Below are 23,975 nucleotides of genomic sequence, written 5' to 3'. Positions count from 1 at the left end.
AAATCCTTAACCGAGCAGTATTGTCATCTCCCTCATCTCCCCCAATCCCCATTACCCCTTATCCCCAGAGGGGGCCCCGAGTTCCCCAGTCCCCAATCCCCAGTCTGCTGACGACAAGCCACTGCGTGTCTACGCTTCAGCAAATTACCTCATCTTTCGATATCCAACTTTAGTTGGAGATAGTTTGATTGAGATCCATCTTTTGGTAATCCAAACTTTCTGCCGATGCTTCCCTTTGGCAGATTTCCTACTATAAACACATGAAGCGAAACGAAAAGCGCAGCGAAAACAAACCAAAGTAAAACAAATTATAACCTGGTTTCTACAAGCTGCAAAATCTCAAAAATCACACAATTAACAAGGAACAAAAATCATGTCTCACGAAATCAAAAACATCGTTGCTGTTGAACTTTCTGAAGATGAATTAGATAACGTTGCTGGTGGATTTGGAATAATTCTTGGTGACGGACAAAGCCTTACTTTAGGTACTGGTGCCACCTTCCAACAAAAAAATCTAGCAGTTGCTCAACAAACATTTGCAGGCCCTAACGGTGCTGGTACAACAACTTTGATTAACGCTCAAGAAATCTTCAGCGATGCTGGTCAAGTCCTAACTGTTGGTAACTAATTATCCCTCTAAAAACCTGGTTAGCTCACAACTCAATAGTTTATCAACACCAGGTTATCTCTTCTATCTCTCATTTGAAATTACACATTAACTGATTAAATTGCAAGGAACAAAATCATGTCTAACGAAATTAAAAACATTGCTGCTATTGAACTTTCTGAAGATGAATTAGATAACGTTGCTGGTGGATTTGGAATAGTTCTTGGTGATGGACAAAACCTCTCCTTAGGTACTGGTGCCACCTTCCAACAAAAAAATCTGGCAGTAGGTCAACAAACAGTTGCAGGGCCTGGCGGTGCTGGTACTACCACTTTGGTTAATGCTCAAGAAATCTTCAGCAATGCCGGACAAGTACTAACAGTTGGTAACTAATTCTTAAAGTTACAAACCTGGTTTGGTCAAAATTAAATATTTAATCATGCCAGGTTCTCTCTTCTATCTCTCATTTGAAATTACACATCAACTCATTAAATTGCAAGGAGCAAAATCATGTCTAACGAAATCAAAAACATCGCTGCTGTTGAATTATCTGAAGATGAATTAGATAACGTTGCTGGTGGATTTGATGGAATTGTTCTGGGTGGCGGACAAAATCTTGGTCTATTTACCAATAGCAGCTTCCAACAAAAAAATCTGGCAGTAGGTCAACAAACAGTTGCAGGGCCTGGTGGTGCTGGTACAACAACTTTGGTTAACGCTCAAGATATCATCAGCAGTGCTGGTCAAGGGCTGTTCGTAGGTCAATAATTCTCATCATTAACAACCTGGTTAATATCTCATGAATACCAGGTTCTCCCTTCTATCTCTCATTTGAAATTACACATTAACTGATTAAATTGCAAGGAACAAAATCATGTCTAACGAAATTAAAAACATTGCTGCTATTGAACTTTCTGAAGATGAATTAGATAACGTTGCTGGTGGATTTGGAATAGTTCTTGGTGATGGACAAAACCTCTCCTTAGGTACTGGTGCCACCTTCCAACAAAAAAATCTGGCAGTAGGTCAACAAACAGTTGCAGGGCCTGGCGGTGCTGGTACTACCACTTTGGTTAATGCTCAAGAAATCTTCAGCAATGCCGGACAAGTACTAACTGTTGGTAACTAATTCTTAAAGTTACAAACCTGGTTTGGTCAAAATTAAATATTTCATCATACCAGGTTCTCTCTTCTATCTTTCATTTGAAATTACACATCAACTCATTAAATTGCAAGGAGCAAAATCATGTCTAACGAAATCAAAAACATCGCTGCTGTTGAATTATCTGAAGATGAATTAGATAACGTTGCTGGTGGATTTGATGGAATTGTTCTGGGTGGCGGACAAAATCTTGGTCTATTTACCAATAGCAGCTTCCAACAAAAAAATCTGGCAGTAGGTCAACAAACAGTTGCAGGCCCTGGTGGTGCTGGTACTACAACTTTAGTTAATGCTCAAGATATCATCAGCAGTGCTGGTCAAGGTTTGTTTGTTGGTCAATAATTCTCATCATAAATAACCTGGTTAATATCTCATGAATACCAGGTTATCTCTTCTATCTCTCATTTGAAATCACACATTAATTGATTAAATTGCAAGGAGCAAAATCATGTCTAACGAAATTAAAAACATCGCTGCTGTTGAATTATCTGAAGATGAATTAGATAACGTTGCTGGTGGATTTGGAATTGTTTTAGGTGGCGGTCAAAGTCTTGGTTTAGTCACTGGTAGCAGCTTTGAACAAAAAAATCTGGCAGTAGGTCAGCAAACAGTTGCAGGCCCTGGTGGTGCTGGTACTACAACTTTAGTTAATGCTCAAGATATCATCAGCAGTGCTGGTCAAGGTTTGTTTGTTGGTCAATAATTCTCATCATAAATAACCTGGTTAATATCTCATGAATACCAGGTTCTCCCTTCTATCTTTCATTTGAAATTACACATTAACTGATTAAATTGCCAGGAGTAAAATCATGTCTAACGAAATTAAGAACATTGCTGCTGTTGAATTATCTGAAGATGAATTAGATAACGTTGCTGGTGGATTTGGAATTGTTTTAGGTGGCGGTCAAAGTCTTGGTTTAGTCACTGGTAGCAGCTTCCAACAAAAAAATCTGGCAGTAGGTCAACAAACAGTTGCAGGCCCTGGTGGTGCTGGTACAACAACTTTGGTTAACGCTCAAGATATCATCAGCAGTGCTGGTCAAGGGCTGTTCGTAGGTCAATAATTCTCATCATTAACAACCTGGTTAATATCTCATGAATACCAGGTTTTCCCTTCTATCTCTCATTTGAAATTACACATTAATTCATTAAATCGCAAGGAGTAAAATCATGTCTAACGAAATTAAGAACATTGCTGCTGTTGAATTATCTGAAGATGAATTAGATAACGTTGCTGGTGGTTTTGGAATTGTTTTAGGTGGTGGTCAAAGTCTTGGTTTAGTCACTGGTAGCAGCTTTGAACAAAAAAATCTGGCAGTAGGTCAACAAACAGTTGCAGGGCCTGGTGGTGCTGGTACTACCACTTTGGTTAATGCTCAAGATATCATCAGCAGTGCTGGTCAAGGTTTGTTTGTTGGTAACTAATTCTTAGAGTTACAAACCTGATTTGGTAAAATTTAGGTATTTTATCAAATCAGGTTATCTCTTCCAAATCACATTTAAATTCTCAGATAAATTTATACAAAATCAAATAATATTTGTGACACATCAATAATATTCTAGAGGGCAAGGCAGTGCCCATTGTACAAATACCTCGCGCCCTCATCCCCTAACCCCTTCTCCCGCAGGAGAAGGGGAACTAAATCTCTGGCTCCCTTCTCCCCGTGGAAGAGGGGCTGGGGGTGAGGGCGAAACCTTGCACAAGAGCGGGTTTCACATTAAGTTGACACCACTGGGCAGTGCCTTGCCCCTAAAATCTGGCGCATTTTTTTAAATTGGTATTATTAATCTGAATGTGATTTTAATAAGCTTCTGCACAACCCCTTTCAAATAATGAGAGGGGTTTTGATATTTTTGTGTATATGTTGAATGAAAAATTACGAATTATTTGAGGTTTCAGTGTTTTCTAACCAACTGCGGTAGGAATTAGCAACGATCGCAGCTTGGGTGCGATCGCGCAGGTTCATTCTCGTTAAAATATGTGTGATGTGATTTCTCACGGTTCCTTCAGATAAATGCAGGTTTTGGGCAATTTCGCGGTTATTTGCGCCTGCTGCTAGCAATAACAATACTTCTCGTTCTCTGTCTGTTAATTGTGTTAAGCCTGGTGGTAATGGCTTGGATGAGTTTGCCTTTGTCAAAGAGTTTTCTGCAATCACTTTTTCGACAATTCCCGGCCCAAATTGGGTATAGCCTTGGTGAACTGATTGAATTGCTTTGGCAAGTTCATCGGCGGGAGTATCTTTTAACAAATATCCCTTAGCACCAAAACGCAGCGCTTCGGCAACATAATCTGTATCGTTAAATGTAGTCAGAACCAAAACTTTAATATCTGGAAATTGCTGACAAATTATCTTTGTAGCCTGTACACCATTCATCTCAGGCATTCGGATATCCATCAGCACTACATCAGGAAATTGGTTAATTTGCTGTAATGTTTTCAGTTGTGCGATCGCACTTTTGCCATTATTTGCCTCACCCACCACTTGCAAACCCGGCTTTGACTCCAAAAGCGTCTTCAAACCCTGCCGCACAATTTCTTGATCTTCAACAAGTAAGACTTTAATCAAGTTGGGCATGGGGGATGGGGCATGGGGCATTGGGCATTGAGTGTTTGGTGTTAGATGTTTAGTATTAGGCATTTATTATTTCTCCCTCTGCTTCCTTATCTTCCCAATATGGTTGGGTTAGGAATTTTTCGTCATGATTTTGGGGTTGTGGAGACGCGATGAATCGCGTCTCTACAAGATTTAAACGTCAATTGATTTGTTTTAGCAAACCTTATTGCTCCCTCATCCCCCTCATCTCCCTCATCTCCCCAATCCCCATTACCCCTTATCCCCAGAGGGGGCCCCGAGTTCCCCAATCCCCAGTCCCCAATCCCCAGTCCCCAGTCCCTACTCCTCCCCCCTGGGAAAGTGTGCCATAATTCGGCACCCAGCACTGGGTTTACTGAAGATATCTAGCTGTCCGCCCATTGCGGCGGTGCGTTCGCGCATTCCTTGCAGTCCGAAGCCTGTCACGGCTTGATCGGAATCGAAGCCTTGGCCGTTATCTTGCAGTAACAGTAATAATCCATCATTTCTGGTTTGGATTTTGATTTGTACTTTTGTGGCGTTGGCATATTTATAAATATTAGTTAATCCTTCCTGAATAATGCGAAATACTACATGATTCACGGTATTAGATAAGGGTTGTGATAAATCAATTTCGCAGTCTGGTTGGATATCGGTGAGGTGAGAAAATTCCTCGGCAAGGTTGGCGATCGCAGTTTCGAGTAATTGTCCTTGGAGTGGATCGGAACGAATGGCGGAAACTGATTCTCTCACTTCTCTCAGGGCTGCGGAACCAAGTTTTTTGGCTTCGACTAAAAACTGCCATGCCCGTTCAGAATCGCTGTGCCAAAGTGTTAACACTGTTTCCATTTGCACATTTAGCGCTACTAAAGAATGTCCCAAAGAATCATGGATATCGCGGGCGATGCGATTGCGTTCTTCTAGGGCTACCATTTCCTCAATCCGTTGATTTAGCGCCCGTTCTTGTTCAAGCGATCGCCTGAGTTCTGCTTCTTGTTCTTGTAAGCGCTGATTTTGTTCTTGGAGTTGCAATTGTAAGCGGCAAAGTTTTAGCTGTACTTCGATGCGGGCGAGAACTTCTTCAATTTGAAAAGGTTTAGTAATAAAATCTACACCACCCACAGCAAAGGCTTTGACTTTATCGAATACCTCATTTAAAGCACTAATAAAAATTACAGGAATTTCTTGTGTTTGGGGGTCAGATTTAAGATGCTCACACACTTCATACCCACTCATTCCTGGCATACTAATATCGAGCAAAATTAAATCTGGTGGTTGAGCTTTGATGCCAATTAATGCCATCGCACCATTAGTAACACTCCGCACTTCATAACCTTGTTCTGTCAGCATTGCTGATAGTAAACGCAGGTTATCTAGGGTGTCATCAATGATGAGAATATCTCCTTTGCTGGACTGGGTAATTTGCATACTTCTCAACTGGCTCAGAGAATCATTAATTATCGCTCTCAGATATTTTACAATTTAAATTTATTAAAATGTTTTACTTTATTGTTTTTCATTACAAAGGAAATTGCTAATTGGTCATGGGTCAGAATTTTAATAAATTTTATTAATCAAATGAGATTGCTATACTGAAATTAATTTTATTAGCAGGATTCACAAACTTTTCGTGAATACATTCTACAATTTACATTTATTAATATTTTTGACGGTTATGTGTAAGGTTTTTAGCTGGAATCAAAAAAGTTGAGACTGGCTGCATAATTTTTTTGAGACTAGCTGATAAATAAGTTCGCTTTCAGAGGCTGATAAGGAACTGGTAAATAAAAAGCAGAGGAGGCAGAAACAATTATGGTCTTCTATCCGAAAATTGGATAATTTAATTTCTGGAAATCCCCAAGTAAAAAATGTAGCAATCTTAAATGATTTGCGAAATTTTACATGAAGGGTTGTTAGCGGTTAACAGTCAACAGTCAACAGTCAACAACCTGTTTCATTGCAGGAGTTAAAAGATGCGTCCTTTCAAGCATAAATTTGCGAAAGCTGTTAAAAGTTTACACTTGCGTCATGTGCTAGTGGTGCCTTTTATCTTGCAAATTTCTTTGGCTGTTGGGTTGACTGGATGGTTATCAATTTACAATGGGCAACGCGCAGTTAATGACGTAGCAATTCGACTCCGCAGTGAAATTACATCTCGCATTCAGCAGTATCTCCAAACTTATGTAGAAACGCCTCATAAAATTAACCAACTAAATGCGAATGCTATCCGCTTGGGTGAAATAAATTTACAAGATTTAGCAGCATTAGAAAGACACCTTTGGTATCAAATTGAAACATTTAATACAGTGACGGCGGTTTATATTGGTTCTAACTATGGCGAACATGTTGCTGTAGAAAAGGGTGATCATGGAGGCTTTCAAGTAAAAATTTCTGGGGAATCTACTAATCACGAAATCCGCATTTATGCCGCAGATAGGCCGGGAAATCATACAAAACTTTTAAGATTTAGACCTAATTACGATCCGCGAACTCGTCCTTGGTATACCTCAGCAGTTAAGTCCAAAACAGCGAACTGGGGGGGAATTTATCGACTATTTGCAACACCTAAATTTGTCTTAAATGCTAGCTTGCCTATATACGATAATCGTAATAATCTGCTGGGTGTGGCGGCTGTAGATTTTTCTTTGATAGAGATTAGCCAATTTCTCAGAGAGTTAAAAATTGGACGTTCTGGTGTGACTTTTATTGTTGAGCCGCAAACAGGATTACTGGTTGGGAGTTCTACCACTCAACAACCCTACGAAATTGAAAATCCCCAAGCGCCGATTACCAAGCAAAATCCTCGGCGCATCCAGGCGGTGGATAGCAAAGATCCATTGACGCGCAACACTGCTGCATATTTGCAGCAACACTTTGGCAAGTTCACCAAAATTGCTCAACCACAACAATTAGATTTTGACATTAAAGGTCAAAGGCAATTTTTACAACTTCTGCCAATGAAAACTCAGCAGGGTTTGGATTGGCTGATTGTGGTGGTGGTTCCAGAAGCTGATTTCATGGATCAAATCAATGCCAATACTCGGACAACGATTATACTTTGCCTAGCCGCATTTATACTGGCAACGGGATTGGGGATGTTAACGGCGCGTTGGATTACTCAGCCGATTTTAAAACTGGGAAGTGCAGCCAAAGCGATCGCATCTGGTAATTTGAATCAAAGAGTGGCTGTGCAAAGCACCACCGAGTTAAACGATTTGGCAAAGTCTTTTAACCAAATGGCGTTACAATTGCGCGCCTCCTTTGACGCTTTAGCCCAAACCAACGAAGAATTAGAAAGCCGTGTAACTGAAAGAACTACAGAACTAGGCGAGAAAAATGCTCAACTTCAGCAAGAAATTCGCGATCGCCAAAAAGCAGAGGCGGCGTTATCTAAATCCGAAGCGGAACTGCGGTTAATGTTCGCTGCGATGACGGATATGGTTGTGGTGTTTGATAGCGAGGGACGTTACCTCAAATATGTGCAAACCCAATCCTATACATATAAACCAGATGTAGACCGGGCTGGGAAAACAGTTCACGAAGTTTTACCCAAAGATGTTGCCAATCTGATCTATGATGCGATTCAACAAGCACTGCTGTTGCGAGAACAGCCTGATAAACCTGATAAATCGCGCAAGAGTGTTTACTTGGAATATCACTTAGCTGTGAAGAATCGCGAAACTTGGTTTTTAGCCAGTGTTTCCCCATTGTCTGAGAATACAGTATTGTGGGTAGCCCGTGATATTAGCAAGCTGAAAAAGACAGAAATTGCCCTCAAGCAAGCTAAAGAGGCGGCGGATGCGGCTAACTTAGCTAAGAGTCAGTTTCTCTCAAACATGAGCCATGAACTGAGAACTCCCCTCAATATTATTCTGGGCTTTACCCAACTGCTGCTGCGAAATCACTCACTTAATCCTCAGCAGCAAGACTATATAGATACAATTAACCGCAGTGGCGAAGACTTGCTGACATTAATTAATGATGTCTTAGAAATGTCCAAAATTGAAGCCGGTCGCGTCACCCTCAACGAAACCAATTTTGACTTGTGGAACTTGGTAGAACGCTTGCAACAAATGTTTGCACTCAAAGCCCAATCTAAAGGCTTACAGTTAATTGCCCTGCGATCGCCCACAGTTCCCCAATATATCCACGCCGATGAAAGTAAAATTCGTCAGGTGCTAGTGAATCTCATCGGCAACGCGATTAAATTTACACAATCTGGCACAGTAACATTACGCGTAAATGCTGGGGAACAAATCATCATTCCCAACCAAGAAGTTACCCTGCGCTTCAGCGTTGAAGATACAGGCTGCGGCATTGCTTCAAAGGATTTTGAGAAGTTATTTGAGCCATTTGTGCAAACTGAAACAGGTTATAAATCTCAGGAAGGCACAGGCTTAGGATTACCCATCAGTCAGCGATTTGTGCGGCTCATGGGGGGAGATTTAAGGGTGAATAGCGAACTGTGCAAAGGCTCAACTTTTACCTTTGATATCCCCACCCGTGCAGTAATTTTAGATACTTTACCTACTCCCCAAGAAACTCGCCAAGTCATCGGCTTAGAACCAGGGCAATCTAGTTATCGGATTTTGATTGTGGAAGATAAACTAGAAAATCGGCGGTTATTGGTAGAATTATTAACCCCCATCGGCTTTGAAGTTAAAGAAGCAGTCAACGGCGAAGCTGCGATCGCACTTTGGGAAAGTTGGGCACCCCATTTCATCTGGATGGATATTAGAATGCCTGTAATGAACGGCTTTGAAACCACTCAACATATTAAAGCCGCAGGTAATCAGCCCCCAGTCATTGTAGCTTTAACTGGTAGCGCCTTTGAAGAAGACAGGTTAACAGCCTTATCCTTAGGCTTTGATGACTTTGTGCGTAAACCCTTGCGGGCAAATATCATTTTTGACAAGATGGCGGAACACTTAGGTGTGCGCTACGTTTACGCCCAAGAAGCGAACCAACAGCAAAATATAGAAATTGGTTCTACTAATAGTGCATCCACCCCAACCAACTCATTAACAGTTGCAGACTTAGAACTGATGCCGAGAGAATGGATAGAACAACTGCATCAAGCCGCGCTAAGAGTTAATAGCAAAGAAGTATTGAGATTAATTGAGCAAATTCCACAAAAGAGCGATCGCCTTGCCAAAGCCTTAACTGATTTAGTTGATCGCTTTGGTTTTGAAGAGATGATCGAATTAACCAAGCAGCAGCAGCAGGCGGTTAAAAAACCCGTTTAATGTGCAAAAAACTGATCGCTGGGATATCAACATTTTTCTATCACATTTAGTAGTTGGGTAGGGTGTGTTATCGCGCCAGCGTAACGCACCGTCAAATATTTGCTGAGTTTTTCATGGCTGTTTTAGTCCCCGTTAGGGGTAATGATTTGAAAACAGGAGACGTTTTTAGTTTCGTCACGCAGAATCGTGGTGCTTAAGTTTCCATCCCCGTTAGGGGTAATGATTTGAAAACTGGGAAAATATAGGTTAAGTCTGCTTGAATCATTGCCTTGTTTCCATCCCCGTTAGGGGTAATGATTTGAAAACCCTACCTTTCTAGAAGCTTTACCCAGAAAGGGTTACAGATACCCATTTTCGCGGGGGGTCTAATTTGCTTGTCAACAAGCATAAATTATTGACAATTAGACATAGTTGGAGGTAGTTCAAACTTATACCCAGCAAGGCTTTCGCGGGGGTCAACGAAAGAATAAGAGTGTTCCAAAAAATAAACGATCCAAAACCTGTCATTGCGAGCGAAACGGAGTGTAGCGTTCGCGTAGCGTCTCGCAGAGAAGCAATCGCAAAATCTTGCAACTACGAGCGAGTCTATGCGATTGCTACCCTGCGGGAACGCTACGCGAACATTCCGCTTTGCTCCATTCGCAATGACAATTGAGCATTTTTTTACTTGGAGTACTCTAAGGGTTTCAGAGATTAGCCTACCCCCGCGAAAAATTTAAGTGTCAATAGTTAAAATAAACACTATTGTTTTCAACGGGAAACTTGATATTCAGTTTTCAAGGTGCTGTGTGGATTAGGGCATAGTATAACAAATTACTTGTAACTTGAAAAGCCTAGAAATTTAGTTACATAGTAATAATGAGATTTTTGAGGAAATTACGCAAAGGAGAAAGCAAAAGCAGCTTGTGAGAAAGAAATATCTGCTTTTGCTTGCTAAATATACCGAATTGAATAAGTAAACGCAGCTTGTGAGAAAGCAATATCTACTTTTGCTTGCTGAATATACCGAATTGAATAAGTAAACGCAGCTTGTGAGAAAGCAATATCTACTTTTGCTTGCTGAATATACCGAATTGAATAAGCAAAAGCAGCTTGTGAGAAAGTAAAGGCTGCTGGTGAGAAAGCAAAAGCTGCTTTTGAGAAAGCAATCACAGTTTTTTAGATAACTAGCTTACAGGTGTAGATACACAACAATAATTTGCAGTAGGCAAGAAAACTTATATTAAGGGACTTCCAAATAAAAAAATATCCCATTATTTATTGTGGGGTGGACATCTTGTCCGCCCAGTTTATGTGGCAGGCAAGATGCCCGCCCCACAAGATGGAATAATTTATTTCTTGGAAATCCCTAAGTTGCTTATTGACGCTAGGAAAAATCAGAGTAATTTGTTATACTATCCGCAACCAAAAACAGCACCTTGAAAACTTAATCTTACGTTTCCTATTGAATTGCAAAGTACCTATTTTAGCTTGGTGTACGCAAATTTTTCGCGGGGGTAGGCTAATCTCTGAAACCCTGATTCTTTCGTTGACACCCGCGAAAAGCTTACCCAGTAAGGTTTTGAATAGCCTCTACTAGTGGTTTATTCTCAATAATTTCAGCTTATTGACAGGTTAATTAGACCCCCCGCTAAAATGGCTATCTCTAACCCTCTCTGTATCAGGCTTTGAAAATGCTAGGGTTTTAATTCCTTCACCCCTCACGGGGATGGAAACTTTGAAAAACAAAGATTGCTTTCTTTTCGCAATCTTCGGTTTTAATTCCTTCACCCCTCACGGGGATGGAAACCTAAATTTTTTGGGGTGGTACTTTGCTGCGTGAGAGCGATAGTTTTAATTCCTTCACCCCTCACGGGGATAAAAACTTGAAAATTAGCAGTAGGGTTGAATTTCACGTACTTTAGCGAGATTTAGATACCCGACTTTTTCAAAAAGTCGGGTATCTGAGCTGCAACTTTTGCTTAAGTAATGCCAATTTGAAAAAAGAATGCGACAGATTGTAGGGGCGAGGCACTGCCCACAGGTGTCAACTTCAGCTAAAAGCGATATAGGGTGGGCGTTGTACAAATACCTCGCGCCCTCATCCCCTAACCCCTTCTCCTGGGGGAGAAGGGGAACTAAATCAAATCTCTTGCTCCCTTCTCCCTGTGGGAGAGGGGCTGGGGGTGAGGGCGAAACCTTGCACAAGAGCGGGTTTCACGTTCAGTTGACACCAATGAACTTCAGCTAAAAGCGATATAGGGCGGGCGTTGTACAAATACCTCGCGCCCTCATCCCCTAACCCCCTTCTCCCGCAGGAGAAGGGGAACTAAATCTCTTGCTCCCTTCTCCCTGTGGGAGAGGGGCTGGGGGTGAGGGCGAAATCTTGCAACCAAGAGGGTTTCACGTTCAGTTGACACCAATGAACTTCAGCTAAAAGCGATAGAGGGCGCGTGTTGTACAAATACCTCGCGCCCTCATCCCCTAACCCCTTCTCCCGCAGGAGAAGGGGAACTAAATCTCTTGCTCCCTTCTCCCTGTGGGAGAGGGGCTGGGGGTGAGGGCGAAACCTTGCAACCAAGCGACACCTCTGGGCACTGCCTTACCCCCTAGAGTATATTGATGTGTCGCAAACATTATTTGAGTTGGTATAAATACCATTCCACCCTCAATAGGGTTCGGATAAGTATTTTGCATCTCCCTCGTGATTTGAGAAAAGGGTAAGGATGAATTCAATCCCTTTCCCCCTTAACCGAACTGTATTGATTCCACCCTAGGTATATTTCAGCAATCAAAGCAGAATCTATCGCAGTTAAATGTGAAATTTAATACTAGTGGAACTACTATTAATGATTAAGTAATAATTAGGTTAAAATTTTTATTTAGTATTACTTTTAGCCAAAATAAACTCAGTGATTTTCTTAAATTAACTAATAGACTGAGGATTTTGAATTGTCTCATGTATCAAATAAAAATGATTTTAACCGCATAAAATTTTATGTGGTTAAAAACCTTACATTACTATCTCAAATTGTAGTATTAAAGTTTTCTTAACTCAAAATTAATCTTTTGTTAACATATAAATAAGAAGCTATGGGGTGATGTTAAGTTAAAAAGTAATTAAGCAAAATTACTCTAGTAAATAAGTAAAAAATAGTTGAATTTTTCTTGATTTTCCTGAAGGTAAAACAGATGCTGATTGCAAAGCAATTAACGAGATAAGTTGAAGAAAAATAATCTGACTATTCCCTGAATACCTTACCAAGGAAGGATGTTAATCATATATTTGCTTTGTATCTAATATAGATTAATACTAAATTAGCTGCCTTAAAGTAATCTTAATAAAACTCATGTAAATTATTTAATCTAATGGAAGTTTAATCAATTGACTAAGATAAAATGTCCAGTAAAGCAACAGACTAGGTAGCCATTTTATCTTATTAATTTAAATAGAGTATCGGTATTTGTGTTCCATTGAATTTCCTTTAAATAAATGAAAAATGGATATGACCCAAGCCAAACCGATAAACAAAGTGATTAAAATAAGTGATGCACAGTATTACTTTAATCGTGAACTTAGTTGGTTGGAATTCAATCGGCGGGTTTTGCATGAGGCATTGGATCGGCGGACACCATTATTAGAAAAACTGAAGTTTACCTCTATCTTCAGTTCCAATTTAGATGAATATTTCATGGTGCGCGTGGCAATTCTCAAAGAACAAGTCCAAGCGCAGGTAAGTAAACGCACTCCCGATGGACGGACTCCTCAAGAACAATTAGATGCGATCGCACAAGTTCTCCGCCCGATGGTAATCCAGCAACACGAGTACTTTGAGAAGGTGTTGCGAAAAGAAATGGCAGAAGAAGGTATTCATCTGCTCAATTACACAGATATCACCTTAGAACAGCGCACTTACCTACAAGATTTGTTTCAACGGCAAATTTTTCCAGTGCTGACACCCTTAGCCGTAGATCCCAGCCATCCCTTCCCCTTGATTGCAAATCTCAGCCTGAATTTGGCAGTGGTGGTAACAGATCCAGTTTCCAAAAAAGAAAAATTTGCCAGAGTCAAAGTCCCCGATATTCTGCCACGATTTATTGAATTACCTCATGATTTACAAGCGCAGAATGACAAACCAAATCATTGGATAGGTGTGCCCATTGAACAGGTAGTAGCGCACAATTTAGAAGCCTTATTTCCAGACATGATTGTCAACGAATATCATCAGTTTCGCCTGACTCGTAAAGCAGATTTAGCAGTAGCAGAAGAGGAAGCTGATGATTTACTCTTAGCCATTCAGCAAGAATTACGTGGGCGACAGTTTCGCGGTTGTGGAGTCAGGCTAGAAATTCAAAAATCCATGCCTCAGTTTATGCGCCAAATGTTATTCCCAGAATTGGAATTAACAGAAGCTGACATTTATGAAATCGATGGGCTATTGAATTTGAAAGATTTAATGTCCTTCATGGCTTTGCCATTACCCGAACTCAAAGATCCACCTTGGACACCTGTAATTCCTACAAAATTACGTGCCTTCAATCAATCCACTGCTATAGAAAAATCACAGAAAAGTGAAGGTAGAGAAAATATTTTCTCAATCATTCAGCAAAATGATTTATTAGTACATCATCCCTACGAATCCTTTAGCGCCTCCGTAGAGCAGTTTATCGCCCAAGCTGCCCGCGATGCCCATGTACTAGCCATTAAAATGACACTTTATCGTTCTTCTGGCGATTCGCAAATTTTCCACTCCTTAATGGCGGCGGCGGAAAGTGGTAAACAAGTCGTCGTGTTAGTAGAATTAAAAGCCCGTTTTGATGAAGAAAATAATATAACTTGGGCACAGAGATTAGAAAAATCTGGGGTTCATGTTGTCTATGGCTTAGTGGGATTAAAAACTCACACCAAAATTGCCTTAGTAGTGCGCCGGGAAGGTGACAAGATTTCTCGCTATGTGCATATCGGCACTGGTAACTATAACCCCAAAACAGCGAAGTTATACACCGATTTAGGACTATTCAGTTGTCGCAAAGACTTAGGTGCAGATTTAACTGACTTATTTAATTATTTAACAGGCTATGCCCATCAGCATTCTTACCGCAAGCTGCTAGTATCACCAATTAGTATGCGCGATCGCATGATTGAATTGATTCGCCGGGAAATTGAACATTGTCAAAACGGCAACCCAGGGCGAATCATTGCCAAAATGAATGCACTAGTTGATCCGCAAATCATTACTACCCTCTACGCCGCCTCAGCCGCCGGAGTCCAAATTGACTTAATTGTGCGCGGTACTTGCTGCCTACGTCCAGGTTTACCAGAAATTAGCGAGAATATCCGGGTGATTAGCATTATCGGGCGCTTTCTAGAACATTCGCGCATCTTCCATTTCAACAACAATGGACAAGATGAAGTATACATCGGCAGCGCCGATTGGATGCCCCGCAATTTAGATCGCCGTGTAGAAGCCGTCACCCCAATTGAAGATGCCAAAATATCCCAAACCTTACAAGACATTTTAGAAATCATGCTGGCAGATAATCGCCAAGCTTGGGAACTGCAATCAAACGGTTCTTACATCCAACGCCACCCCCGCAAGAATGAACCAGAACGCAGTAGCCAAAATATCCTCATGGAAATACTGCACTCATTCCACGCTAACGTCAAAGTCCCCAGTTTGAAGTCTAGGTATTTCAATTGAAAACCTCTAGCAGGGAGATGAGGGGGATGAGGGAGATGAGGGAGATGAGGGGGATGAGGGGGATGAGGGAGATGAGGGGGGGATGAGGGAGATGAGGGGGATGAGGGGGATGAGGGGGATGAGGGAGAAATTACCAACACCAATTACCAATTACCAATTACCAATTACTCATTACTCATTACTCATTACTCATTACCCCATGCCCCATGCCCAATGCCCCATGCCCCAATTTATGTCAAAATGCTCTGAGATTGGAACCAAGAAGCCTATCTCTGACGGCTAGAATATGTTGCATATTACAGGAAAAACTCAACTTTTAGGGGTAATTGGACATCCGGTGGAACACTCGCTGTCGCCGGTGATGCATAATGCTGCGATCGCGAAATTGGGATTAGATTATGTTTATCTACCCTTTCCTATCGCACCAGAAAATTTAGCAGATGCGATCGCAGGTTTTGCGGCTGTTGGGGTTGTGGGTTTTAGTGTAACAATTCCTCACAAACAGGCAATAATGCCCCTCTTGGCAGAAATTACTCCTATTGCCCAAGCTATTGGCGCAGTTAATACTGTGAGTCGTCAAAATAACCAATGGGTAGGTACCAACACAGATATTGAAGGCTTTATCTCCCCGTTGCAAACCACATATCAGCAAGATTGGAGTCAAAAGACGGCGGTAATTTTAGGTAACGGTGGTGCAGCGCGGGCGGTGGTTGCAGGTTGTCAGCAGCTAGGTTTTGCGGAAATTCATGTTGTAGGGCGCAATCAGCAGCGATTAGCCGAATTTTACGAGAGTTGGGCTGATTCCTCCGTAGCTGCAAATTTGCAAGTGCATACATGGGATAAATTAACAAAACTAATTCCCCAAGCTAATTTGTTAGTTAATACCACACCCATCGGTATGTATCCCAAAGTAGATGAATCGCCTGTAAGTGCGGCAGAAATAGCTGATTTACCAGCAAGTGCGATCGCCTACGATTTGATATATATACCTAAACCCACGCAATTTCTCCAACTCGCCCAACAACAAGGTGCGATCGCCATTGATGGCTTGGAAATGCTTGTACAACAAGGTGCAGCAGCCTTAAAACTCTGGTTGCAGCAAGAAACTGTACCTGTAGATGTGATGCGTCAAGTACTACAAAATTACCTAGGTTTGGAGTGAAATTTGTTGACAGTTGACCGAATTTTAGATTTTAGATTTTAAATTTTGGATTCAATCTCATACTATTTTGAATTTTAGATTGTGGATTGAGAATTAGTCTCTATGTAATACCAATTCAAATGATAAATTCTTTGTAGGGGCACGGCATCCACAATCTTTTGGCATATCAAATATCTTATTGGTGCCCATTGGTGTCAACTTAAGCTAAAAGCGATATAGGGCAGGCGTTGTACAAATACCTCGCGCCCTCATCCCCTAACCCCTTCTCCCCCTGGAGAAGGAGAACTAAATCTCTTGCTCCCTTCTCCCTGTGGGAGAGGGGCACAGGGTGAGGGCGAAACCTTGCAACCAAGAGGGTTTCACGTTAAGTTGACACGTATGATTGGTGCCGTGCCCCTACCTACCCATTTCAAATTGGTATCAAATCAGCAATCTAAAATTGATTGAAAGCGGCGGGAAACTCCATCCCCTTGTGGGTGGAGAGGGACAGCCGCCCCGCCGCTTGGGGCATTGGGGAGGCAGTGCGTTGGACGGGTTTCCCGGCTTAAAGCAACTGCCGTCATTGGGCATTGGTAATTTCTTCGCCATGCCCCATGCCCGATTCCCCATGCCCAAAAACTCCATCCCCTTGTGGGTGGAGTTTTTCATTTCGCTGTATTCATGCATGGGGTAATAGGAATCTGAATGATAAACTCAGTTCCTTCACCTGGAGTAGAGACATACTCTAATTTGCCGCAATGTTTCTCTGCGATGATTTGGTAACTGATAGATAATCCCATGCCAGTACCTTTATTGACTGGTTTAGTAGTAAAAAAAGGGTTAAATAAATTGTGACGTGCTGTTTCTGGTATACCGATACCGTTGTCTGCGATCGCAATTTGTACCCACTGTGAATCGATGAGGGATGTACGAATAGTAATGCGGCTGGGATTGTCTTTTATTTGTTGATTCCTACGCTTGATATTGGCTTCTTCTACAGCATCAATTGCATTTGCCAAAAGATTCATGAATACTTGGTTGAGTTGTCCTGCATAACATTCAATTAAAGGTAAATTACCGTATTCTCGCATTACCTCAATCTCTGGTAAATTGCCTTTAGCTTGCAGACGATGGTGCAAGATTAACAAAGTGCTGTCTATTCCCTCGTGGATATCCACAGCTTTATATTCAGCTTCATCCATCCGGGAAAAATTGCGAAGCGATCGCACAATCTCGGTAATCCGTGAGGTTCCCATATTCATGGAAGTAATAATTTTTGACAAGTCTCGTTGCAAAAATTCCAGTTCAATTTTCTCAGCTTTAGCTTGAATTTCTACAACTGGATTGGGGTAATGCTTTTGGTATAGTTTCACAAAATCGATCAAGTTTTCGGCATATTCTTCTATATGCATCAAATTGCCTTGAATAAAGTTGACTGGGTTATTAATTTCGTGAGCAATACCTGCTACTAATTGTCCTAGACTCGATATTTTTTCTGTTTGAATTAATTGAGCTTGGGTTTTTTGTAAATTTTGTAGAGTCTGCTGAAGTTCTATCTCTGCTTGCTGGCGTTCAGTAATCTCATTGTGCAATTGTTCGTTAGCATCAAGCAACTCAGAGCGAGACTTTTGCAAATCGTTAGCCATTTTGTTGAACGAAGTAGCTAACTCGCCAATTTCATCTTGGGAATGAATCGTGACTCTCGTATCTAGTTTGCCTTCAGCTAGATTTAAAACAGCTTGCTGGAGTTGTTTAATTGGGTTGGAGATGTTTTTAGAGATTAGTAAACCTGCTGCTAATGCCAGTACACCACATATCAAACTGATAATTGATGTCGCCACAATACTATTTTGTGCTGTTGCCATTGCAGCTTGATATAGTGGTGTATATTCCAAAATTACAGCACCAACAGTTTCACCACGACTGTTTTTAAAGGGCACAGTAATTAGATGGATACCTTGTGGATGCTCAGGATTAGTTTCTATATAAGTTCTCGTTATACCATCTTGAATAGTTTGACCGACTTCATTGTGAGGATCTCCTGCCAATTTTGTGCCGATGTCTTCAGTAACTACATCTGCCAAAATAATTTTATTCCGGTCTACAATTTCTAAATCGCGTTGGCGGTGCTTGTGTAGTTCTAGAACATGGTTTTGCAAATGAGATAAAACTTCGGCGCGCGATCGCGCTTGTGCGTCTTCCAACTCATGATTTGTAAAATACCCCAGTAGCATGGCTACTTCTTCAGCTTCTTGTCGCGCAAGATACTTAGCTGTTTGTGATTGCTGATGAACTGCGATCGCACCAATTCCTCCTGTAAGAGATGCAATCCCCAGAAACCCCAAAATTAATTTGTGACTAATTTTCATCTCTTGCTACATACCCAATAGTGCTGAGAAGCCAATCCCGTGTTGGAAGCAGCCTCATATAGTAAAATTCCCGCTTTTCAGCTTCTAACTGGTAAACTTAGCAACATTCAATATAAGCTTTAAAATATTTGTATTTTCTTAATCTTTTTATATAAGTTTTATCTATGCTTCGTAAATATAATTTTCAAATGTATTATTAGTTACAAAATATCCAGTTAATATATAAATAAAATTGCTACTTTAGTCGGTCAGTTTTTCTACATACCCTCTAGGTAAATTGAAAATTTTGCTATTGATTGCCTCCTAAAAACTATTCCTACAAATTTAAACTGTTGCCAGAACTTTTTGGTGACTGGGAATCTGAATGATAAACTCAGTCCCTTCACCTGGAGTCGAGACATACTCTAGTTTGCCACCATGTGATTCTGTAATGATTTGGTAACTGATAGACAATCCCATCCCTGTAGAGATGCAATCCCCACAAAACCCAAAATTAATTTGTGACTAATTTTCATAGTTTCCTACATAAAATGCTGAGTGGTTATTTAGTCTTTGTTGATAGCTTCTCATCTTAAAATTCCCATTTCTCAGCTTAAAATCTCACAAGAAGAGAGTGAGTGAGGAAATCACTTACAGTAGATTCCCATAACCAGAATGTACAGCAATACTGCTCGGTTAAGGATTTTTAAGTTGGAATTTGGTTTGGGGAAAAGGTAAAATGGTAAAGGTTAAAGGTTTTTTCTTCCCCCTTTTCCCCTTCCCCTTTTGCCCTTAACCGACAAGTATTGGAATGTACAGATACAGCATTTTTAAATTACAGGAGTTACAAATTAATTATTTTCGAGGCAGAATGCAGCAGAAAAAAGAATATTTTTGATACCATTTTGAAAAAAGAACGCGACAGATGGGTAGGGGCACGGCACCTGTAAGATATTTGATAAGTAGTTAAACAAAATTAATTACACAATGTCATTGCGAATGGAGCGGAGCGTAATGAAGCAATCGCAAGGGTTGAGATTGCTTTGCTGCGCTCGCAATGACTGTAATTAATTTTGCGTGGTTACTTATGCCGATAGATTTTGGATGTTCCCTAACTATCTGTCGGGTTATTATTTCAAAATGTATAATTTACACCTTTGTAATATGATAAATTGCCCCAAAACTATAGTTTTGAGGCAATTTATCAACCCTTAGACGTTGCTATTTCACATCAGGTATAACTTATTTTCAATTAATACTAGAAGTTGTAACCAACGCCTAAAGTTAAACCAACACTTGTGTCATCAAAAAAGGCTGCATTCACAGAACCTGTGGCTGTAAATCGAGAACCTAAAGGAACATCTATACCACCAGTGACCAGAGGAGCAATATCAGTGTCACCTGAGGTATCGATAGCTACACCAGCACCTATAAAAGGAGCGATGGGGAACCGTTGCTGTCCTGTAACTGGTTCTGCTTGTGGTCTGAAATCTAAGGTTATGGGAACCAACACTAAGGTATTATCCCCAAATATAGCTGATGGTCTAACTGAGATATTACGTGTTAGGCCGAGTTTGCTAATTACTGAGAAATTACCAACGCTCAGAGCATTAGTACCTGTCAAACCAATGTTACCAGCAACACCTATATAGCTAGGGCCACCAAGGGTGCTTCTACCAGGTGTTACACCGCCAGTAGTGCCGCCGCCAGTGGTGCCGCCATTAGTGCCACCTGGCTGCTGACCAGTCAGATTAGGTGGAATGAGAACTTGGTTAATCGCATGGATCACACCATTGCTAGCTTGCACATTTGCCTGAATGACTCTTGCACCATTCACAGCAATTTGATTGTTAGCAGCATCAACTTGAACATTTACAGGGTCATCTTCAATAGTCTTAACTTGACCAGTTGACAGCTGGCTAGAGGTTAATTGACCGGGAAGCACGTGGTATCTTAACAGCTTAATCAATGTTTCTCTATTTTCTGGTTGCTGTAATTGCTGTAAAGTCCCAGGTGGTAAAGCTGCAAATGCTTGATCGGTAGGAGCAAAAACTGTATAGGGGCCTGCTTGTTGTAAAGTCTCAGCTAAACCTGCTGTCTTTAACAAAGAAGTTAGTGTGGTAAAAGAACTGCTAGATGCAGCCAAAGAAACGATATCAGTGCCACCAGGTTGGGGAGTGCTAGTGGTACTACCTGCAACAATATAACTAGCTGCAGGAAGGTTACTAGCTATAGGTTGCGCTTGTCCTTGTCTGACTAAAGCTTGATACAAAATTGCTGCTGCTTCAGCACGAGTGAGAGATTGTTGTGGATTGAGTTGTTTAACTTCTGGATAATTAACTACAATATTGGCTTGTGTTGCAGCTGCCACATTGTTGACGGCATAACTGGGAATTGCTGCGGCATCTGAATAGTAAGTGTTCAATACATTAGATGCATTATCGTTACTAGTTAAACCTAAACCACTTGTGATTGCAACGATCGCCTGTACCCGAGGAATTTGTTGATTGGGTAAAAATACATTCCCTGGATAACCTGACATAAAGCCTGTTTCGTAGGCTACCCGAATTGCATCTGCTGCCCAAAAGTTAGCCGGAACATCGGAAAATCCACCAGCAGGTAATTGCCGTACTGCATTTTGATTGAAGGCTTTTTGAATCATGGCTGCAAATTGAGCCCGAGTCACAGCCTGATTGGGCTTAAAAGTACCATCAGGAAACCCTGCAATTACGTTTCTTTGCGCTAGGGCTTGAATAAATGGACTCGCCCAGTAATCTGAACCCACATCAGACAAGCTTGTTGTTGCTTGTGCTGTAGTAGTTGGTGCTGTAATACCTGATGTCGTAGTACCTGATGTTGTCTTACCTGTTGATGGAGCTGTATTTTGAGCCGAAGCAGGTATAGAAATAACAATAGGAGTTAATGTAGCAGCGATGATTCCCAAAGCTAGGAAACTGCTCTTTACTGATGCACGGAACCAATTAAACATGAAAATATCCTCCAAAAACAAGTAGAGTCGTTTCTCAATTTCCTGATTGAATCTTGGAAAGTGCTGGACGCGAAATGAAGTAGAAACACATCTTGAGATGATGCTGGGGTTTGCCTATGAGCTAAAACTACGAGTGCGAAATGTTAAATAGTAAATTTTCTATAACCACCTACCGTTACATTTCATTAATGTATTTTTAAATGCTTGCCTGATAGAGGCAAATTTAAGTCTGTAATGAGAGTTGAGCTTTTCCAGAACTACAGATCAAACTCAGCAATAGTAAGACTGCTAAGAGTATCTGGCGATGTTTCCCAAATAAAGAGAATTAGTACAAATTCTTAAATTTATTTAGGTTAAGTAACGGAGTCTGGAAACTACAAAGTAGGTATTGAGGTTGTCTGACTAACTTGAAAAAGCTTAATTACATCATTTTTCAGCAGCATGAGTTTAGTATTTATTGACGAAAAAGCGCATTATTTTGATATTTACCATTTTTTAGCGATCGCTTGAATTTAACAACTAGCTAAAGGCTAGACTTATCAGCCATTTTTTCCATCTTTAGGTAGTTGACAAAAAAGCTAAAAGTTTAAGATTAGAGGCGAATGGGTAAGCTTAGGGCTAAATTAGCGATCGCACTTCCACTGTTTATGCATAATGTATGCCTCCTCAGGCTCCGCAAAATTCGCTCATGCACAATTTTGCAGTCACAATAACGATTACTGAGATTTCGAGCTTTGCTTAGATAGTATCTTGATTTCTAGGTTTAGCGTAATTATCAGTTTATATTTCTTTATCAAAGAATTTTTATTAATTGATGCTTGATTGTTAATTATCTTAGAGATTTATTTTACATGAGAACTTAATCTTATTAATTTGCCATGATAACACGCTGATATTTTAGTCCAAATTGCTAGATTTTATGAAATCCAACTCAATTAATATCTAAATATCTAACCAAAGGTAGTGTTTAAATTGATCCAATTATGATTAACCATATCTTATCTCCTAAGAGATGGTGAGGGATAAGTATTATCATTGTTTAATTTAATTTACTGAGAAGTTATTTGAAAACTAATGACAATCCTATATTTATCTACATACGGAAATATTTATTGTTAGATATCTAACTTTAATTTATTTTTAAGCTATGCCACTAATCCTAATTGGTAAAAATATTTTATAAAGCTATTATAAACTTTCTGTGAATTCAGAGATAAATACTTGGACAAACCAAGAAAAAGGTACATACAATACATAACCAAATCATCATCTTGCTTACATATTAAGCTCGCTAAAAATATATGAGTACCATGTTTAAAAAGGTACAAAATAAATTTCTCAGAAATATCTATAATCTGCCATTTTTGCAGCATCAGGCAGAGATTGAGTATCAAAACTTAGTAAAAATGCATATTGCAAATTTACCACTAATCTCTGCGACTGATCAAAATATCGTTGACACTCTCAATACTGAAGGAGTCGTAATTACTTCATTAGCAGATTTGGGAATATCATCGAGTTCTAACATGTTTCAAGCAGCAGAAAACCTGATGCATAAAATCCCACAAAGTATTCCAGTTAATCGGAATGAATTCTCTATTCATGCAACTTCCCAACAAATCATGGCACATCCAGAGATTTTTCTTTGGGGAGTAGAACAACGTTTAATTAATATAGTCGAGAATTATCTGAGCTTACCAGTAGCCTATCATGGAGCATATTTTCGTAGAGATATTGCCAACCAAGTAGAGCAACAATCTAGGCTATGGCATATAGATAAAGAAGATAAAAAAGTACTGAAAATAATTGTTTATCTACATAATATGGATGAAGATAACGGGCCTTTTCAATATCTCCCCATATCTGTAACAGAATCAGTAAGTCACTTACTTAAATATCATCATGGCTATATTCAAGATAAAACTATGCAACAGATCATATCACCTGCTAACTATAAATCTTGTCTAGGCCCAGCTGGTACAGTAGTCTTTGCTGCCACTGGTAGCATCTTCCATCGAGGTAAGTTACCTGTAAAGTCTGATAGATTTGCCATCTTTTTTGACTACACTTCCCGAAAGCACAAACTCTCATTTTATAGCACATCTTCACTACCCCAGGAAGATGTGGCTTTACTGGCGAAAAATCTTTCCCAAAAACAAAGAGATTGTCTAAGCTAATGCGCGTCTAAATTGCATAACTAGTAATCAGGGCTGTTGATTGTTGAC

19 protein-coding genes and 1 pseudogene are annotated in these 23,975 nt (G+C 40.3%); 13 read left to right on the top strand and 7 right to left on the bottom strand.

Annotated features, from left to right (window positions below; translation table 11 throughout):
• Positions 1-373 precede the first annotated feature (373 nt).
• The 8 genes from HG267_RS35685 (at position 374) to HG267_RS35650 (ending at position 3,194) form a co-directional block, all read left to right on the top strand.
• Positions 374-628: a CTB family bacteriocin gene (locus tag HG267_RS35685; protein ID WP_045873969.1), complete on the top strand. Its 255-nt coding sequence runs from the start codon at positions 374-376 to the stop codon at positions 626-628.
• Between the two features lie 117 nt (positions 629-745).
• A complete protein-coding gene (locus HG267_RS35680; RefSeq protein WP_045873970.1) occupies positions 746-1,000 on the top strand; it encodes a CTB family bacteriocin in 255 nt (84 codons plus the stop codon).
• 117 nt (positions 1,001-1,117) lie between these two features.
• Positions 1,118-1,375: a CTB family bacteriocin gene (locus HG267_RS35675; RefSeq protein WP_045873971.1), complete on the top strand. Its 258-nt coding sequence runs from the start codon at positions 1,118-1,120 to the stop codon at positions 1,373-1,375.
• Between the two features lie 106 nt (positions 1,376-1,481).
• Positions 1,482-1,736 (top strand): CTB family bacteriocin, encoded by a 255-nt coding sequence (locus HG267_RS35670; RefSeq protein WP_045873970.1) that lies wholly within the window; start codon positions 1,482-1,484, stop codon positions 1,734-1,736.
• 117 nt (positions 1,737-1,853) lie between these two features.
• The gene (locus HG267_RS35665; RefSeq protein WP_045873971.1) at positions 1,854-2,111 is read left to right on the top strand and encodes a CTB family bacteriocin; all 258 of its coding nucleotides are present in this window, start codon (positions 1,854-1,856) and stop codon (positions 2,109-2,111) included.
• A gap of 106 nt (positions 2,112-2,217) precedes the next feature.
• On the top strand, positions 2,218-2,472 hold the full coding sequence (locus tag HG267_RS35660) for a CTB family bacteriocin (protein ID WP_045873973.1): 255 nt from the start codon (positions 2,218-2,220) through the stop codon (positions 2,470-2,472).
• Positions 2,473-2,578: 106 nt separating this feature from the next.
• Entirely contained in the window at positions 2,579-2,833 is a 255-nt protein-coding gene (locus tag HG267_RS35655) for a CTB family bacteriocin (protein WP_045873974.1), read from the top strand.
• 106 nt (positions 2,834-2,939) lie between these two features.
• On the top strand, positions 2,940-3,194 hold the full coding sequence (locus HG267_RS35650; RefSeq protein WP_045873975.1) for a CTB family bacteriocin: 255 nt from the start codon (positions 2,940-2,942) through the stop codon (positions 3,192-3,194).
• Positions 3,195-3,646: 452 nt separating this feature from the next.
• On the opposite strand, the gene HG267_RS35645 is transcribed toward HG267_RS35650, so the two are convergent.
• Positions 3,647-4,339 (bottom strand): response regulator transcription factor, encoded by a 693-nt coding sequence (locus tag HG267_RS35645; RefSeq protein WP_045873997.1) that lies wholly within the window; start codon positions 4,337-4,339, stop codon positions 3,647-3,649.
• Positions 4,340-4,666: 327 nt separating this feature from the next.
• Positions 4,667-5,773, bottom strand: a complete 1,107-nt coding sequence (locus tag HG267_RS35640; RefSeq protein WP_045873976.1) for a response regulator — start codon at positions 5,771-5,773, stop codon at positions 4,667-4,669.
• A 545-nt stretch (positions 5,774-6,318) separates the two neighbouring features.
• On the opposite strand from HG267_RS35640, the gene HG267_RS35635 reads away from it, so the two are divergent.
• Entirely contained in the window at positions 6,319-9,591 is a 3,273-nt protein-coding gene (locus HG267_RS35635) for an ATP-binding protein (protein WP_045873977.1), read from the top strand.
• A 933-nt stretch (positions 9,592-10,524) separates the two neighbouring features.
• On the opposite strand, the gene HG267_RS35630 is transcribed toward HG267_RS35635, so the two are convergent.
• A complete protein-coding gene (locus HG267_RS35630) occupies positions 10,525-10,743 on the bottom strand; it encodes a hypothetical protein (protein WP_045873978.1) in 219 nt (72 codons plus the stop codon).
• Between the two features lie 2,333 nt (positions 10,744-13,076).
• Here HG267_RS35630 and ppk1 point away from each other — a divergent pair.
• The 3 genes from ppk1 to HG267_RS35615 all read left to right on the top strand — a co-directional run bounded on the left by ppk1 (position 13,077) and on the right by HG267_RS35615 (position 16,434).
• Entirely contained in the window at positions 13,077-15,272 is a 2,196-nt protein-coding gene (gene ppk1, locus HG267_RS35625) for a polyphosphate kinase 1 (protein WP_045870770.1), read from the top strand.
• Between the two features lie 118 nt (positions 15,273-15,390).
• Positions 15,391-15,555: a hypothetical protein gene (locus tag HG267_RS35620; RefSeq protein ID WP_168160976.1), complete on the top strand. Its 165-nt coding sequence runs from the start codon at positions 15,391-15,393 to the stop codon at positions 15,553-15,555.
• A gap of 3 nt (positions 15,556-15,558) precedes the next feature.
• Positions 15,559-16,434, top strand: coding sequence for a shikimate dehydrogenase (locus HG267_RS35615; protein WP_045870768.1), 876 nt, complete (start codon positions 15,559-15,561; stop codon positions 16,432-16,434).
• Between the two features lie 420 nt (positions 16,435-16,854).
• On the opposite strand, the gene HG267_RS35610 is transcribed toward HG267_RS35615, so the two are convergent.
• The 4 genes and pseudogenes from HG267_RS35610 to HG267_RS35595 form a co-directional block, all read right to left on the bottom strand.
• Positions 16,855-17,082: a hypothetical protein gene (locus tag HG267_RS35610; RefSeq protein WP_155539277.1), complete on the bottom strand. Its 228-nt coding sequence runs from the start codon at positions 17,080-17,082 to the stop codon at positions 16,855-16,857.
• Positions 17,079-18,782, bottom strand: coding sequence for a sensor histidine kinase (locus HG267_RS35605; protein WP_045870767.1), 1,704 nt, complete (start codon positions 18,780-18,782; stop codon positions 17,079-17,081). Before HG267_RS35605 ends, HG267_RS35610 begins: the two co-directional genes overlap by 4 nt.
• A gap of 324 nt (positions 18,783-19,106) precedes the next feature.
• Positions 19,107-19,247: pseudogene (locus HG267_RS35600) on the bottom strand (ATP-binding protein); the annotation flags it as partial.
• A 772-nt stretch (positions 19,248-20,019) separates the two neighbouring features.
• Complete coding sequence (locus HG267_RS35595) at positions 20,020-21,750, bottom strand: fasciclin domain-containing protein (RefSeq protein WP_045870766.1); 1,731 nt, start codon at positions 21,748-21,750, stop codon at positions 20,020-20,022.
• A 1,301-nt stretch (positions 21,751-23,051) separates the two neighbouring features.
• Here HG267_RS35595 and HG267_RS35590 point away from each other — a divergent pair.
• A complete protein-coding gene (locus tag HG267_RS35590) occupies positions 23,052-23,927 on the top strand; it encodes a hypothetical protein (RefSeq protein WP_045870765.1) in 876 nt (291 codons plus the stop codon).
• Positions 23,928-23,975: the final 48 nt, after the last annotated feature.

Origin of the sequence: Tolypothrix sp. PCC 7601 (assembly GCF_025677855.1) — a bacterium.
In the GTDB taxonomy this organism is placed as follows: domain Bacteria; phylum Cyanobacteriota; class Cyanobacteriia; order Cyanobacteriales; family Nostocaceae; genus Aulosira; species Aulosira diplosiphon.
This window is presented reverse-complemented; position numbering and strand designations above follow the sequence as displayed.

What these genes read in the sequence shown, in the direction of transcription:
- HG267_RS35665 (WP_045873971.1), top strand. Translation starts at nt 1,854, where the DNA reads ATGTCTAACGAAATCAAAAACATCGCTGCTGTTGAATTATCTGAAGAT.
- HG267_RS35640 (WP_045873976.1), bottom strand. Translation starts at nt 5,773, where the DNA reads ATGCAAATTACCCAGTCCAGCAAAGGAGATATTCTCATCATTGATGAC.
- ppk1 (WP_045870770.1), top strand. Translation starts at nt 13,077, where the DNA reads ATGACCCAAGCCAAACCGATAAACAAAGTGATTAAAATAAGTGATGCA.
- HG267_RS35595 (WP_045870766.1), bottom strand. Translation starts at nt 21,750, where the DNA reads ATGTTTAATTGGTTCCGTGCATCAGTAAAGAGCAGTTTCCTAGCTTTG.
- HG267_RS35670 (WP_045873970.1), top strand. Translation starts at nt 1,482, where the DNA reads ATGTCTAACGAAATTAAAAACATTGCTGCTATTGAACTTTCTGAAGAT.
- HG267_RS35650 (WP_045873975.1), top strand. Translation starts at nt 2,940, where the DNA reads ATGTCTAACGAAATTAAGAACATTGCTGCTGTTGAATTATCTGAAGAT.
- HG267_RS35685 (WP_045873969.1), top strand. Translation starts at nt 374, where the DNA reads ATGTCTCACGAAATCAAAAACATCGTTGCTGTTGAACTTTCTGAAGAT.
- HG267_RS35680 (WP_045873970.1), top strand. Translation starts at nt 746, where the DNA reads ATGTCTAACGAAATTAAAAACATTGCTGCTATTGAACTTTCTGAAGAT.
- HG267_RS35615 (WP_045870768.1), top strand. Translation starts at nt 15,559, where the DNA reads ATGTTGCATATTACAGGAAAAACTCAACTTTTAGGGGTAATTGGACAT.
- HG267_RS35660 (WP_045873973.1), top strand. Translation starts at nt 2,218, where the DNA reads ATGTCTAACGAAATTAAAAACATCGCTGCTGTTGAATTATCTGAAGAT.
- HG267_RS35635 (WP_045873977.1), top strand. Translation starts at nt 6,319, where the DNA reads ATGCGTCCTTTCAAGCATAAATTTGCGAAAGCTGTTAAAAGTTTACAC.
- HG267_RS35605 (WP_045870767.1), bottom strand. Translation starts at nt 18,782, where the DNA reads ATGAAAATTAGTCACAAATTAATTTTGGGGTTTCTGGGGATTGCATCT.
- HG267_RS35590 (WP_045870765.1), top strand. Translation starts at nt 23,052, where the DNA reads ATGAGTACCATGTTTAAAAAGGTACAAAATAAATTTCTCAGAAATATC.
- HG267_RS35655 (WP_045873974.1), top strand. Translation starts at nt 2,579, where the DNA reads ATGTCTAACGAAATTAAGAACATTGCTGCTGTTGAATTATCTGAAGAT.
- HG267_RS35620 (WP_168160976.1), top strand. Translation starts at nt 15,391, where the DNA reads ATGAGGGAGAAATTACCAACACCAATTACCAATTACCAATTACCAATT.
- HG267_RS35675 (WP_045873971.1), top strand. Translation starts at nt 1,118, where the DNA reads ATGTCTAACGAAATCAAAAACATCGCTGCTGTTGAATTATCTGAAGAT.
- HG267_RS35610 (WP_155539277.1), bottom strand. Translation starts at nt 17,082, where the DNA reads ATGAAAAACTCCACCCACAAGGGGATGGAGTTTTTGGGCATGGGGAAT.